Raw genomic sequence first — 13,458 nt, 5'->3', positions numbered from 1 at the left:
CGCTATTTCCACTGCAAGCCCGTGCCCGATCTGCTGGTCTTCGCGCAGTCCCACCCAACTACTCATGACTCACCTCGACCACCAACGCGGCAGGTTTTGCGGGACGTTGCGCGAGGGCATACCAGTCCAGTTTGCGCGTCAGCACCATGAACACGCCGAGGACACCGAACAGCAGCAACGCCCCCATCAGCAAGGCGTAGTCTTCGGCACCGAGCAGGCCGTAAAGCAATGCATACAGGATTCCCAGCGCCACGCCGAAGGACAGTCCGTGACGAACGCTGCCAAGCACATGGCAGACGTAGAACCCGATCAGCGCCACACAGGCACTGGCCGACACCAGGTACGCGAGCGTGAAGCCCAGGTGTTCGGACAGCGACAACAACAGCAGATAGAACAACGCCAGCGACGCACCGACCAGAGCGTATTGCACCGGGTGGACCGCCAGCCCTTTGAGTACTTCGAACAGCAGGAAGCCCGCGAACGTGAGCGTGATGAAGAGCAGCGCATATTTGATCGAGCGATCGCTCTTGAGGTACTGGTCGACTGGCGATATGAAGCTCACGCCGAAACTGCGACCGGCGAACTCGGTACACACTTCGCTGGATGAACAGCGGTTGAGAATTTCCTGCAGATTGGTTGCGAAGAAAGAAGTCTGCCAATTGGCGGTGAAGCCTTGCTCGGAAACGTCGCGACTGGCGGGCAGGTAGTTGCCGATGAAGCTCGGATGGGGCCAGTCAGCCGACACCCGTACAACACTCGATTTGCCCACCGGGGTGATCTGCAACTTTCCAGTGCCCTGCAGACGAAGATCGAACGCGAAATTCAGGCGCTTCTGCTCGACGCCGGTTTCCAGCGGCAGCACGACGCTGACGCCCTCCCCCAACAGCGCGACGTCGGTACCTGGAACGAAGTCCAGTTGCTCGCCATTGAGATCGAGCTTCAGCGCACTTTCGATGCCACGAACATCTGTAATACCGACAGCCAGAAACGGTGCGTCGAACCGGTAGTCGTCGAAATCATTGCCCAGGCCAAAGTGCTCGGGCAGCACAAACTGGCCGCTTAGCGTGTTATCAGCGTGATAAAGACGAGCCTCGTAAATGCCACGCGAACGCACTTCGGTCTGGACCTTGCCGTCCAGTTCAAAGCGCTCGGGAAGGAAATATAAGCGGCCCTTTTCCTCAACCGTTTCCTGATATCGCTCACGAGACTCCGCATTGAGCTTCCAGATCCGGGTCAACTTGCGATACGGCACGACCAACAGCGGCCCACTGATGTGTTGGCTGTAGCTGGAGCTGCGCGCGATGTCTTCGACCACTTCGTCGCGCCTGCTCTGTCGATCCTGGATGAGGCCATTGATCATCATCAACGGGATCATCAGCGCCAATATCAACAGACCGATCATTCCCACCTTGTAAAACGACATGCCCTTGTTCATCGAATTCTCCCGGTTTTTGATGGGGAGATTCTGAAAAGTCTGTGTGGAGCCATCGTGGGGGAAGTGTGGAGATTGTGTGGCGTGTTTCGGGCGATGAAACCCTTGCCCCTCCAGATCTACAACGTTAACGAACCGGCTTGTTTTATCGCAGCGATACTCGCAGCTGCAACACCACCATCACCCCGCCTGCAACATTCCGTATCTGCATTTCCCCACCATGCAACTGCATCACTTCTTCAACGAAGTTGAGCCCAAGACCAGTGCTCTTGCGGCCACTGTCGGGCCGGGGCAGGGAATAGAAGCGCTCACTCAGGCGAGGCAGCGCGTACTCGGGAATGGGGTCGGCGCTGTTGAAAAACAGCACCTTCACGCGCTCGCTGTCCCGCTCGGCGCTGAAGCGCAACGTGCCTCCGTCTGGCGTGAAGTCCAGCGCGTTGTCGAGCAAATTGGAGAACGCCTGGCGCAACAGAAAGCGCTCCCCGGTCACAAACAGCTCAGCCGTAATCAGTCGTTCGACGATCAAACCCTTGCGCTCGATGCGCGCGGCCTGCGCCGCCAGCGTGTCCTCGATGAGCCCGGCAAGTGGCACCAGGACGCGCTCTTCCAGTCCTTGGCGCTGTTCGACCATGGCCAGATTCAGCAGCCGTTCGATCAACTGCTGGACGCGCGCGCTTTCGTTATCGATGTTGCTGACGAAGCGCTGCCGCTGATCGGCGGGCATGTCGCCCTGCAACAGCTCGGCAGCGCCGCGAATCGCGGCGAGCGGGCTCTTCAATTCATGGGTCAGGGTGTGCACATAGCGCTCGACGTAGTCCTTGCCTTCCAGCTGTGTGCGCATGTGCTCGACGGCTGCAGACAACTGCGCCAGCTCGCCACCTCGATAACGGGGCAGCTCGACGCGGCGACCTTCGCTCACGGCCTGAGCGTATCCGGTCAAGCGACGCAGCGCACTGCTCACCCACCACGACAGCAACCCAGCGAACATCAACCCCAGAACGATCAGCCCCGCGCCGTAATACAGCAGACGCCGCTCTGTCCGGTCCACGTAAGGCTGCAGCGAGCTATTGGGTTTGGCCACGGTCACGACACCAATGATGCGGTCACCGTCGCGAATCGGCGCGCCAACGTGCATGACCGATGAGTTAGGGTCCTGAGGATCGCTGCGGGTTGAGCGCGCGCCATATTGGCCACGCAAGGTAAGAAAAACATCATTCCAGCGTGAATAATCCTGCCCCACGGCCTCGCCACTGGAGTCGAGCAAAACAATGCCGTGGGCGTCGGTCACATACACGCGGTTATTGACCTGATTCTTTGGCATGCCCCAGATCTTCGCGTCCGGCTGTCGCAACCCATAGGCCGTGAGCACTTGCGGAAAGCGGCTCTGGCTCAAGGTGCCCGCTCTAACGTCGGCCTGCAGCACCTCGGCAAGAAGGTTCGCGGTGTCCACCAACGTTTCTTCAGTGGATTGCCGAACGCCAGGACGCACCTCTTTCATCACCGTGTTGAGGACGAAATACCCCGTCAGGCCAATGAACAGCGCATAGACCAGAAAAATCCGCAGGCCCAGCCGCATCAGCTGTGATCCGGGCTGTAGCTGTAGCCGAGACCGCGATGGGTCTGAATCGGCTCGGCCTCGGCCACGATCGCCCGCAACTTGGCGCGGACGCTTTTGATATGGCTGTCGATGCTGCGCTCGTAGCCGGCATCGCTGGCAACGCCGACCGCATCGAGTAACTGCTCTCGGCTAAACACCCGTCGGGGTTGCTCCAGCAGGCAGTGCAGAAGGCGAAACTCGTGTCGCGTCAGGCTCATGGGCTGGCCGCGATAGCTGATCAGCACGCGCTCGGGATCAACTGAAAAATGACCGCTGGAGGAGGTTGCGTCGACTCGAGGCGCGATTCGTTTGAGGATCGCCTTGACCCGTGCAGTGACTTCACGCGGGCTGAACGGCTTGACGACGTAGTCATCCGCGCCTATTTCCAGTCCCACCACGCGATCGATCTCACCATCACGGGCGCTCAGAAACATCACCGGCACTTCGGTAAACCGACGCAGTTGTTTGCAGGCTTCGAAGCCGCTGATATCGGGCAGGCCGATGTCGAGGATGATCAGGTCGGCGGGCATCTCGCGTTGCAGGGCGACCGCCGCCTGTCCCAGCGTTAGCCATGCGGCGGTGAAACCCTCGCCCTGCAGGGCATAGATGAGGGTATCGGCAATGGCGGCTTCGTCTTCGACAATGAGAATGTGGGGCATGGCATCCGAGCACGTGGCGTAAAGCCGGAACGGTGCCGGATATCAGTCCCGCGCGTCAATCAGCACTCAGGCTTGTCCGCCGTATAACGACGGGCCGGGTTAACCGCCGCGCCGAATTCGCGCAGGGCCTTCGCGCCGATCAGCAGGGGGTAGTTGAAGTGACTGCGGTCGACGAGGTTGACCTCAACGGTGCGTTTCACGTTGCCCAGGCACAGCTCGAGGTCCACAACCGGGCGTTTGGTGGGATCGGCCGGCTCTTCGTCATCGTCACCTTCGGAACGGCCCTTGATTCGGCTAATGCGCGAAACTTTGTGTTCGTACACTTTGCTGTCAGCGTCCTTGGTCGCCAGACGGAAGCGCACCCAGTCATCGCCATCGCGCTTGAACAGTTCGATGTCCTTGGCCGACAGCGATGCCGTCAACGCGCCGGTGTCCATCTTGGCTTTGAATGTCTCGCCGATCTCCGAGACCTGGATGTATTCGTAACGGCCGTACAACGTCGGTTCGGCAGCCATGACAGGCAACGCCAGCAAAGACATAAGCGCCAGAAGGGATTTCACGGATCTGATTCCTCGTGATGAATGGGCGGAGCGTGTGCCCGGTTTAGACCGTCACTTTGCCGATGGTTCGCGCCAGACTTCGCGCTTAGCGGCAAGCGAGCCAAGCATACGGAGCGTACCGACAAAGGCGTGAAACATTCGTCGGTATCACCAGCATTTTGCGCCCGGCGCCCGGCCTGCTTATCATTGCGCGCCACCCTGTCGACCGCGAGTGCCTTATGCGTCACCTGCTCACCGGAATTGCCGTCACGCTGCTGCTTCTGCTCAATACGCTGGTGCTGATCGGCCCGCTGATGGTCTTTGCACTGCTCAAGTTGGTGTTCCAGAGCGAGATGCGCGACAACTGCTCGGCGGCCGTGATGTGGATCGCCGAAACCTGGTGTGAAATCAACAAGCTGATTTTCAAAATTTGCCTGCCGACCCGGTGGGAAATCCGCGGCGACGAAGGCCTGCGTGGGGACACTTCCTATCTGGTCATCGGTAACCATCAGTCGTGGGTAGACATCCCGGCGCTGGTGCAGGCGCTGAATCGACGTACGCCCTTCTTCAAATTCTTCCTCAAGAAAGAGCTGATCTGGGTGCCGTTCCTGGGGCTGGCGTGGTGGGCACTCGATTACCCGTTCATGAAGCGCTACACCAAGGCGTTTCTGGCCAGACATCCCGAGCTCAAGGGCAAGGATCTGGAGATCACCCGCGAGGCATGCGAGCTGTTCAAACGTCAGCCCGTGACCGTGGTGAATTACCTGGAAGGCACACGCTTCACCCCGGCGAAAAAAGCCGAGCAGGCGTCGCCCTACCGTTACTTGCTCAAGCCCAAGGCGGGCGGCGTCGCCTTCGTGCTGGCGGCGATGGGTGAGCAACTGGACGCGGTGCTCGATGTGACGGTCGTGTATCCGAGCGAGCGCATCCCGGGATTCTGGGACTTGCTATCAGGACGAGTGCCGCGGGTGATCGTCGACATCAGGACCCGCGAACTCGACCCCGCGCTGTGGCAGGGCGATTACGAGAATGACCCGGTGTTCCGCGTGTATGTGCAGGACTGGGTCAACCGGCTGTGGGAAGAGAAGGATGCGCGGATTGCCGAGTTGCGCGGCGCGATTCATTAGCGCTGTAGGAGCGCGCTTTCCCGCGATCTGCCGCAAAGCGGCGGTAAGGCCATCCGCCTGCGTGGTGTCAGGGGAATCAGGTTGGCCATTTCGCCGGCGCTACGCGCCAGACCGCGGGACAAGCCACGCTCCTACAGGATTCGCCAGACAGCTTATTATTTGGCGCCCCAGACGCCACTCAACGCCTGCAACGCTGAACCGCCCGCGCCTTGCTGACCGAGGTATTGCAGAATCACCGGTACGAACTGGCTGACCATGCTGCTGTTCATGCCCAGCGCGCTGAACGCCGTGTTCACATCGCCCATGCTCTGCACGTTGCCCAGCGCGCTGTCGAGGGCAGAGTTGCTGCTTCCGGAGTTGCCCAGCAGACCGCCAAGACCACTCAGGCTGCCGAGAGCCGATGTGCCGGCCAGTTGATCAAGGCCTGGCACTGATTTGCTCAGTTGCGAATAGTCATTGCCGGCGAGCTTGTTTTTGGCCAGCCCCAACAAGGCGCCCGTCCCGCCCACCGCTTGCTCCGGCGTGACGTTCAACTGCGTGCCCAACGTGTTCAAAAGACCGGCAGCCTCAGGCGCGGCGGTTGCCTTCTGCTGACCGCCGGTTGCGCTGGAAACGGCATTGGCCGCGTCATTCAGATTGAAAGCGAAGACCGGCGTGACTGCGAGCGCCATCAGGCTCGCCAGCGCAGCACCACGTACATTTCTCAGTGAAACTTTCATCGCAACAACCTCGTTTGCCAGGAGACCGGCCATGGCCGGGTAAACACGCGTTGGACCGCCCCTCGGAGGGAAGTTCCACCCAGGGCCTCAGGGTTTGCTGACATAGAACAAGCGCTGCGGCTCGAAGGTCCGCGCCAGCCGTTGATCCGCAGCCGTCGAGCCCGCCTGCAAGAGCCGGTGGCGAATGAACGCCTTATCGAAATGCTCACCGTTGTGAAGCTTCTCGCGCAGGCTGATCAAGCGCGTGCCGCCCTGATGATCGGCACCGCGATATAGCGGTTCACTGAAGAGGCGCACATGAGGGTCGGCGCTACCTCCGGTGGATTTCACCTGAACCTGGGTGATGATCGCGAAACCGGACAGCCAGGGGGACCACAGCCGGGAAACGTCGCCAGCGAAACACTCACCCGGGGTGAAATCAGCCTCGCAGTCCGCCAGCTCGCGGTAGGTTGGTGCGACGCGCACATGTTGACGGTAAGCCGCGCGGTATCCGGCCTCGCAGACTGGCGGCTCCACCCCGGCCCAAATACACGCGTTGGGGTTTTCAAAGAACATTTCCGACGATACCCAGCCCGATGTAACAGGCACCAGGTGAGCGCTGGTCAGCGTGGCAGGCAAGACAATGAGCGGCGTTGCGACGAGGAAATGAATCGAGGTTCTGACCCACCAGACAAACATGCATGACTCACCAGCTGAAAACGGGCAGGACAAATAGCACGGAGAAAACGCCGCTGAAACAAGCGGGAATGGAATTCAAACGCTCCTCGACTATTTTCAGAAACGCCCTACAAATGCCAGGATTGAGCCCTACGTCAGGCATAAAAAAAGCGACCCGAAGGTCGCCTTTTGTGAGGGTCAGAGGATCACGCGGCGCTGAACAGCTTGTGTGGGTCAATGACGAATTTCTTCGGCACACCGGCATCGAATTCGCCGTAACCGCGCGGGGCGTCGTCGAGGCTGATGACTTCCACGCCCACCACGTCGGCGATGTTGATGCGGTCCCACATGATGGCCTGCATCAGTTGACGGTTGTACTTCATGACCGGCGTCTGGCCGGTGTGGAAGCTGTGGGATTTCGCCCAGCCCAGGCCGAAACGAATGCTCAGCGCGCCGACCTTGGCCGCAGCGTCCACGGCGCCCGGGTCTTCCGTCACGTAAAGGCCAGGGATGCCGATCTTGCCGGCAACGCGAACCACACCCATCAGCGAGTTGAGTACAGTGGCCGGTGCCTCGGCCTTGGCACCCGCATGTCCATGGCCGCGCGCTTCGAAGCCCACGGCATCGACGGCGCAATCCACTTCAGGCTCACCCAGCAGATCGGCGATTTGCTCGTGCAGCGGAGTGTCCTTGGACAGATCGGCGATCTCGAATCCCTGCGCCTTGGCGTGTGCCAGGCGCACCGGATTGACGTCGCCGACGATGACCACTGCCGCGCCCAGCAAGCGGGCGGACGCCGCAGCGGCAAGCCCCACGGGACCGGCGCCGGCGATGTACACCGAGCTGCCCGGGCCTACGCCGGCAGTGACCGCGCCGTGATAACCGGTTGGCAGGATGTCGGACAGGCAGGTCAGGTCGCGGATCTTCGACATCGCCTTGTCGCGATCAGGGAGTTTGAGCAGGTTGAAGTCGGCGTAGGGCACGAGCACGTATTCGGCCTGGCCGCCGGTCCAGTCGCCCATGTCGACATAACCGTAGGCACCGCCGGCACGGGCCGGATTGACGGTCAGGCAGACGCCGGTGTGTTGTTCTTTGCAGGAGCGGCAACGGCCACAGGCGACGTTGAATGGCACGGACACCAGATCGCCGATCTTGAGGTTTTCGACGTCGCTGCCCTTCTCGATCACTTCACCGGTGATTTCGTGCCCCAGTACGAGGCCGACCTGGGCGGTCGTCCGGCCACGCACCATGTGTTGATCGGAGCCACAAATGTTGGTGGATACCACGCGCAAGATCACCCCGTGCTCGATCTTCTTGCCACGCGGGTCCTGCATTTTGGGATAGTCGATTTTCCGTACTTCGACCTTGCCTGCGCCGAGATACACCACACCACGATTACCAGACATGCTTTCACCTCGCTGATTGTTGTTATGAATACAGCTGTGTAGCGGAGTTATGCGTTGCCAGTGTCCTGCGGCAACGCACTGATTGCTCTGGGGTGTTGCGCTAGATCTTGTGTCGTTTTTTATTACGTCATCGCGAGCAAGCTCACTCCTACAGTTGATCGCGTTCGATTGTAGAAGTGAGCTTGCTCGCGATGCCGCTAAACGGCGGGTGCTTAAAGCACCACGGTTCTGTTGGCGTTGAGAAAAACCCGCCGCTCAATGTGGTAACCCACTGCGCGTGCCAGGGTCAGGCCTTCGATGTCGCGGCCCTTGGCGATCAGGTCTTCAGGGTAGTGACTGTGGTCTACCACTTCCACGCCCTGGGCGATGATCGGCCCTTCATCCAGGTCGTTGTTGATGTAATGCGCTGTCGCGCCGACCAGTTTCACGCCCTTGTTGTAGGCCTGGTGATAAGGCTTCGCGCCTTTGAAGCCCGGCAGCAGCGAGTGATGAATGTTGATCGCCTTGCCATCCAGCTTGCGGCACAGCTCCGGCGACAGCACCTGCATGTAGCGGGCAAGCACCACCAGTTCGGCGCCGGTGTCTTCGATCACCTTCATCACCCTGGCTTCCTGGGCCGGTTTGTCGTTGGGGTCGAGGGGGAAATGGTAGTAGGGAATGTCGTGCCAGCGCGCCAGCGGTTCGAGGTCCGGGTGATTGGAGACGACAGCAACCACGTCCATGGACAGCTGATTGATGCGCTGGCGGTAGAGCAGATCGTTGAGGCAGTGGTCGGCTTTGGACACCATGATCACCACTCTCGGGCGATAGTTCGGGGCGGTGAGCTCGAAGATCATGCCGAACGATTCGCCCCGCTCGGCCAAGCCTGCACGAAACGACGATTCGTCAAACCCCTCCGGCTGACGGAACTCGACGCGAATGAAAAAGCGGCTGGACAGCCGGTCATCGAACGAATGGTGCTCGGTGACGTAACAGCCCTGCTCGAAGAGATAACGCGTCACCGCGTCCACCGTGCCCAGCACGCTGGGGCAGTCGGCGGTCAGAATCCAGGTATCGGGGGCGCGGCTCATAGGTATTCCTTGATCGTTCCCACGCTCTGCGTGGGAATGCAGTTCAGGACGCTCCGCGTCCAATGTCGAGTGACGCGGAGCGTCGCGGGAGGCGTTACCACGCGGAGCGTGGGAACGATCAAATCAAGCAGCAACGCCCAAACCATACTCCGCGCTCGCGTCCTGCAACCACAGCCACCAGTAATCGGCGAAGCTGCGGCGAATGACCAGTTCCCAGGTCTCTTCGCCGGTACGGCGGATCACCAGCTGCGATTTGGCGAACACGGTGCCGATGGCCTTGCCTACCGGGAAGTTGCTCGGGTGCACGTCGTAGCTGGTGGATTTCATCAGCACTTCGCGGACCTTTGGCCCAGTCAGCTCCAGCAACGATTGCCCGCCGCTGACATTGACGATAGCGATGTGCAGACCCGAGAGCGCCTCCCGCAGCTTCTGCTCGACGGCGAATTCTTCACCGGTCGGCACGATCAGCAGCCACTCATCCGGGCCAAGCCACTGGATCGAACTGTCACCGCTGGACACCAGCGCCAGCGCACCCGGCAACTCCATGCCCAATGCCTTGTGCACGCCCGCCGCAAACGCCGGATCGTGGCCATTGCCACGGATGGTCAGGTGACCAAGCAGTTTTTTCTCCCGCAGCACGACGCCCGGATTGCTGCGGCCCTTGCCGATCAGGCTTTGAAGGTCAGCATGAAACAGCGGCGACTCGGCTTTGGCCTCGGTCGTTGGCCGCTGTTGGTAAACGTTGGCTGTGGTCATAGAGCACCTGTATTGAATTCTGTTGTTTCAGTGAACACGAACCTTGTAGGAGCGTGGCTTGTCCCGCGATAGCAGTCTGCGAGTCACCGCGATAGCGACGTGTTAATCGCATCGCGGGACAAGCCACGCTCCTACACAGGAAGCCGTGCACTGCAGGGAAATTACTCCACGTTCTGCTGATCACCCTTCGGATCGAAGAACACCGAGGACACTATCTCCGCCTCCATCACCGACCCATCCGCCAATGGCGCAAACACCCGCTCACCCATGCGCTTAAGCCCGCCCTTCACCACACCCATAGCGAACGAATAGCCCAGAGAGTTCGCTGCGTAACTCGACGTCACGTGGCCCACCATCTTCATCGGGATCGACTGCTTCGGATCAAACACCAGTTGCGCACCCTCAGGCAGCCACTTGTTCGGATCAATCGGCTTCAGGCCGACGAGTTGCTTGCGATCTTCCCGCACGCAGTCCTCACGGTTCATGCCGCGCTGGCCGATCCACGAGAACGGCTTGGTACGACCCACACACCAGCCCATGTTCAAATCGTCCGGGGTCATCGAGCCGTCGGTGTCCTGGCCGACGATGATGAAACCCTTCTCGGCCCGCAGGACGTGCATGGTTTCAGTGCCGTACGGGGTCAGGTTGTACTGCTTGCCGGCTTCGGCGATTTTTTCCAGAACGCCCATGGCGTAGTCGGCCTGGATGTTCACTTCGTAGGAAAGCTCACCGGTAAACGAAATCCGGAACACCCGCGCCGGCACACCGCCGACCAGGCCTTCCTTCCAGGTCATGAACGGAAACGCTTCACGGCCCAGGTCGATGTCGGTCACTTCGCTAAGCAGCTTGCGGCTGTTCGGGCCCGACAGCGTCAGGGTCGCGTAGTGGTCTGTGACGGACGTGAAGTACACCTTCAGGTCCGGCCACTCCGTCTGTTGGTAGATTTCCAGCCACTGCAGCACGCGTGCAGCGCCACCGGTGGTGGTGGTCATGATGAAGTGGTTGTCGGCGATGCAGGCGGTGACACCGTCGTCGAAGACCATGCCGTCTTCCTTGCACATCAGACCGTAACGTGCCTTGCCAACGTCCAGTTTGGTCCAGGCGTTGGTGTAGATGCGGTTCAGAAACTCCCGGGCATCCGGGCCTTGAATGTCGATCTTGCCCAGCGTCGATGCGTCCAGCAGACCGACGCTGTCGCGCACGGCCTTGCACTCGCGGCGCACGGCGGCGTGGATGTCTTCACCGGCTTTCGGGAAATACCACGGGCGTTTCCACTGCCCGACGTCCTCGAATTCGGCGCCGTTCTTCACGTGCCAGGCATGCAGCGCGGTGAAGCGCACAGGCTCGAAGACGTGACCGCAGTGACGTCCGGCAATGGCGCCGAAGGTCACCGGCGTGTAGTTCGGACGGAACATGGTGGTGCCCATTTCCGGGATCGACACGTTCAGCGAGCGGGCCGCGATGGCCAGGCCGTTGACGTTGCCGAGCTTGCCCTGGTCGGTACCGAAACCCAGCGCGGTGTAGCGTTTGACATGCTCGACGGACTCAAAGCCCTCGCGGGTCGCCAGTTCGATGGCCGCTGCGGTGACGTCATTCTGCAGGTCGACGAATTGCTTCGGCGCGCGGGCTGTACCCTTTTCGTGCGGGACTTGAAACAGCGCCAGTGTTGGTTCTTCCACACGACTCAGGGCTTTGGGCAGTACGCCTTCGACCGGTTGGAACCCGGCTTCGCTGGCGGCACGAACACCGCCTTCAAAACCGTCGGCCAGCGAGTCGCCGAGCGCATAAACGCCGTTCACACCGCCGACGCAGACACGTTTCTGGGGTGCTTCACCCGGCACGAAACCGAGAATGTCTTCGCGCCAGACCGGCTTGCCACCCAAATGCGAAGCCAGGTGAACGATCGGGCTGTAACCACCGGAGCTGGCGACCAGATCGCAGTCGAGCCATTCGCCAGGGCTGGCGACCTTGTGGGCTTTGACGTCGATGGCCGCTACACGGGCGGCACTGACGCGCTTGCTGCCACGGGCCTCCACCACGGCGCTGCCGGTCAGGATACGAATGCCTTTGGCCCGGGCTTCTTCCACCAACGCACCGCGCGGGTTGTGACGGGCATCGGCAACGGCGACCACCTGCAGGCCAGCATCGAGCCAGTCCAGCGCCACGCGATAGGCGTAATCGTTGTTGGTCGACAGCACCAGTTTCTTGCCCGGCGCCACACCATAACGGCGCACGTAAGTGGAAACCGCGCCGGCCAGCATGTTGCCCGGCACATCATTGTTGCCGTAAACCAGCGGGCGCTCGTGGGTGCCGCTCGCCAGCACCACGCGCTTGGCGCGGACCCGGTGCATACGCTGACGCACCTGGCCAATCGGTGCGCGGTCGCCGAGGTGATCGGTCAGCCGCTCGTGAATGGTCAGAAAGTTGTGGTCGTGGTAGCCGTTCACCGTGGCGCGCGGCAGCAGGGTGACGTTGGGCAGGCCTTTGAGTTCGGCCACCACCGTCGCCACCCAGTCTGCTGCCGGTTTGCCGTCCAGACTTTCGCGGCTGTCCAGCAGGCTGCCGCCGAATTCTTCCTGCTCGTCTGCCAGGATGACCCGAGCACCGCTGCGCGCAGCGGCCAGTGCAGCGGCCAGACCTGCAGGCCCGGCGCCGACCACCAGTACGTCGCAGTGCTGGTTCATGTTGTCGTAGGTGTCCGGATCCAGCTCGGTCGGCGAACGCCCGAGACCTGCTGCTTTACGGATGTACTTCTCGTAAGTCATCCAGAACGACTGCGGGTACATGAAGGTTTTGTAGTAGAAGCCGGGCGGCATCAGCTTGCCGCCGACCTTGCCGAGAATGCCCATCATGTCGGTGTTCACGCTCGGCCAGCCATTGGTGCTGGTCGCAACGAGTCCCGAATAAAGCGCCTGTTGCGTGGCGCGCACGTTGGGGATCTGCGTGGCTTCGGTGGCGCCGATCTGCAACACCGCGTTCGGCTCTTCGGAACCTGCCGCAAAGATGCCGCGAGGACGCGAATACTTGAAGCTGCGGCCGATGATGTCGACACCGTTGGCGAGCAAGGCGGCGGCCAGTGTGTCGCCTTCAAAGCCCTGATAGGTCTGGCCGTTGAAGTTGAAATTCAGGACTTTGCTGCGATCGATGCGGCCGCCGTTGGGCAGGCGATTGGACTGGCTCATACCTGATCCCCCTTTCTGATCGCAGGCGCAGGGTTCACGAACTGAGGCTGCGTGCCGATCGGATAGGTTTCGAGAATTTCGTAGGTCACGGTGTCACGCGTGGTGTTGAAGTACTGCCGGCAACCCGCCGCGTGAATCCACAGCTCATGATGCAGACCGCGCGGGTTGTCGCGGAAGAACATGTAGTCGCCCCACTCCTCGTCGGTGCAGGCCGCCGGGTCCAGCGGACGCGGGATGTGGGCCTGACCAGAGACGTGGAATTCCTCTTCGGAGCGCAGTTCGCCACAGTGAGGACAGAAGATGTGCAGCATGGG

At 60.9% G+C, this 13,458-nt stretch carries 12 protein-coding genes; 1 reads left to right on the top strand and 11 read right to left on the bottom strand.

Features of this window, described 5'->3' with window-relative positions:
• Positions 1–58: 58 nt before the first annotated feature.
• From creD to ACQKEN_RS13425, 4 genes are all read right to left on the bottom strand, one after another.
• Positions 59–1,435: a cell envelope integrity protein CreD gene (gene creD / locus ACQKEN_RS13440; protein WP_427686095.1), complete on the bottom strand. Its 1,377-nt coding sequence runs from the start codon at positions 1,433–1,435 to the stop codon at positions 59–61.
• 142 nt (positions 1,436–1,577) lie between these two features.
• Positions 1,578–3,008 (bottom strand): two-component system sensor histidine kinase CreC, encoded by a 1,431-nt coding sequence (gene creC / locus ACQKEN_RS13435; RefSeq protein WP_427686093.1) that lies wholly within the window; start codon positions 3,006–3,008, stop codon positions 1,578–1,580.
• Entirely contained in the window at positions 3,008–3,688 is a 681-nt protein-coding gene (gene creB, locus ACQKEN_RS13430; RefSeq protein WP_427686091.1) for a two-component system response regulator CreB, read from the bottom strand. Before creB ends, creC begins: the two co-directional genes overlap by 1 nt.
• A 59-nt stretch (positions 3,689–3,747) precedes the next feature.
• Positions 3,748–4,248 (bottom strand): ATP-dependent zinc protease family protein, encoded by a 501-nt coding sequence (locus ACQKEN_RS13425; RefSeq protein WP_065991278.1) that lies wholly within the window; start codon positions 4,246–4,248, stop codon positions 3,748–3,750.
• 218 nt (positions 4,249–4,466) lie between these two features.
• Here ACQKEN_RS13425 and ACQKEN_RS13420 point away from each other — a divergent pair, with 218 nt between their 5' ends.
• Positions 4,467–5,354, top strand: a complete 888-nt coding sequence (locus ACQKEN_RS13420; RefSeq protein ID WP_427686089.1) for an acyltransferase — start codon at positions 4,467–4,469, stop codon at positions 5,352–5,354.
• A 155-nt stretch (positions 5,355–5,509) separates the two neighbouring features.
• Here ACQKEN_RS13420 and ACQKEN_RS13415 read toward each other — a convergent pair whose 3' ends face one another.
• The 7 genes from ACQKEN_RS13415 to ACQKEN_RS13385 all read right to left on the bottom strand — a co-directional run bounded on the left by ACQKEN_RS13415 (position 5,510) and on the right by ACQKEN_RS13385 (position 13,455).
• Positions 5,510–6,073 (bottom strand): DUF2780 domain-containing protein, encoded by a 564-nt coding sequence (locus tag ACQKEN_RS13415; protein ID WP_427686087.1) that lies wholly within the window; start codon positions 6,071–6,073, stop codon positions 5,510–5,512.
• 87 nt (positions 6,074–6,160) lie between these two features.
• Positions 6,161–6,751 (bottom strand): DUF1190 domain-containing protein, encoded by a 591-nt coding sequence (locus tag ACQKEN_RS13410; RefSeq protein WP_427686085.1) that lies wholly within the window; start codon positions 6,749–6,751, stop codon positions 6,161–6,163.
• A 185-nt stretch (positions 6,752–6,936) separates the two neighbouring features.
• Positions 6,937–8,136, bottom strand: coding sequence for a formaldehyde dehydrogenase, glutathione-independent (gene fdhA, locus ACQKEN_RS13405; protein ID WP_074886796.1), 1,200 nt, complete (start codon positions 8,134–8,136; stop codon positions 6,937–6,939).
• A gap of 212 nt (positions 8,137–8,348) precedes the next feature.
• On the bottom strand, positions 8,349–9,206 hold the full coding sequence (purU, locus tag ACQKEN_RS13400; RefSeq protein WP_427686083.1) for a formyltetrahydrofolate deformylase: 858 nt from the start codon (positions 9,204–9,206) through the stop codon (positions 8,349–8,351).
• Between the two features lie 123 nt (positions 9,207–9,329).
• Positions 9,330–9,962, bottom strand: a complete 633-nt coding sequence (locus ACQKEN_RS13395; protein WP_427686081.1) for a sarcosine oxidase subunit gamma — start codon at positions 9,960–9,962, stop codon at positions 9,330–9,332.
• A gap of 161 nt (positions 9,963–10,123) precedes the next feature.
• Positions 10,124–13,144, bottom strand: coding sequence for a sarcosine oxidase subunit alpha (locus ACQKEN_RS13390; protein ID WP_427686079.1), 3,021 nt, complete (start codon positions 13,142–13,144; stop codon positions 10,124–10,126).
• Positions 13,141–13,455 (bottom strand): sarcosine oxidase subunit delta, encoded by a 315-nt coding sequence (locus ACQKEN_RS13385; protein WP_074886785.1) that lies wholly within the window; start codon positions 13,453–13,455, stop codon positions 13,141–13,143. The genes ACQKEN_RS13390 and ACQKEN_RS13385 overlap by 4 nt, the downstream gene beginning before the upstream one ends.
• Between the last annotated feature and the right edge of the window lie 3 nt (positions 13,456–13,458).

The sequence above is a fragment of the Pseudomonas sp. NPDC078416 genome, assembly GCF_050268485.1.
In the GTDB taxonomy this organism is placed as follows: domain Bacteria; phylum Pseudomonadota; class Gammaproteobacteria; order Pseudomonadales; family Pseudomonadaceae; genus Aquipseudomonas.
Note: the sequence above shows the minus strand (reverse complement) of the source record. Positions and strands in the feature narration are given on the sequence as shown.

Excerpts from the sequence above, each read along its gene's own strand:
- ACQKEN_RS13410 (WP_427686085.1), bottom strand. The coding sequence starts at position 6,751 with ATGTTTGTCTGGTGGGTCAGAACCTCGATTCATTTCCTCGTCGCAACG.
- ACQKEN_RS13420 (WP_427686089.1), top strand. The coding sequence starts at position 4,467 with ATGCGTCACCTGCTCACCGGAATTGCCGTCACGCTGCTGCTTCTGCTC.
- creD (WP_427686095.1), bottom strand. The coding sequence starts at position 1,435 with ATGAACAAGGGCATGTCGTTTTACAAGGTGGGAATGATCGGTCTGTTG.
- purU (WP_427686083.1), bottom strand. The coding sequence starts at position 9,206 with ATGAGCCGCGCCCCCGATACCTGGATTCTGACCGCCGACTGCCCCAGC.
- creB (WP_427686091.1), bottom strand. The coding sequence starts at position 3,688 with ATGCCCCACATTCTCATTGTCGAAGACGAAGCCGCCATTGCCGATACC.
- fdhA (WP_074886796.1), bottom strand. The coding sequence starts at position 8,136 with ATGTCTGGTAATCGTGGTGTGGTGTATCTCGGCGCAGGCAAGGTCGAA.
- ACQKEN_RS13385 (WP_074886785.1), bottom strand. The coding sequence starts at position 13,455 with ATGCTGCACATCTTCTGTCCTCACTGTGGCGAACTGCGCTCCGAAGAG.
- ACQKEN_RS13395 (WP_427686081.1), bottom strand. The coding sequence starts at position 9,962 with ATGACCACAGCCAACGTTTACCAACAGCGGCCAACGACCGAGGCCAAA.
- ACQKEN_RS13390 (WP_427686079.1), bottom strand. The coding sequence starts at position 13,144 with ATGAGCCAGTCCAATCGCCTGCCCAACGGCGGCCGCATCGATCGCAGC.
- ACQKEN_RS13415 (WP_427686087.1), bottom strand. The coding sequence starts at position 6,073 with ATGAAAGTTTCACTGAGAAATGTACGTGGTGCTGCGCTGGCGAGCCTG.
- creC (WP_427686093.1), bottom strand. The coding sequence starts at position 3,008 with ATGCGGCTGGGCCTGCGGATTTTTCTGGTCTATGCGCTGTTCATTGGC.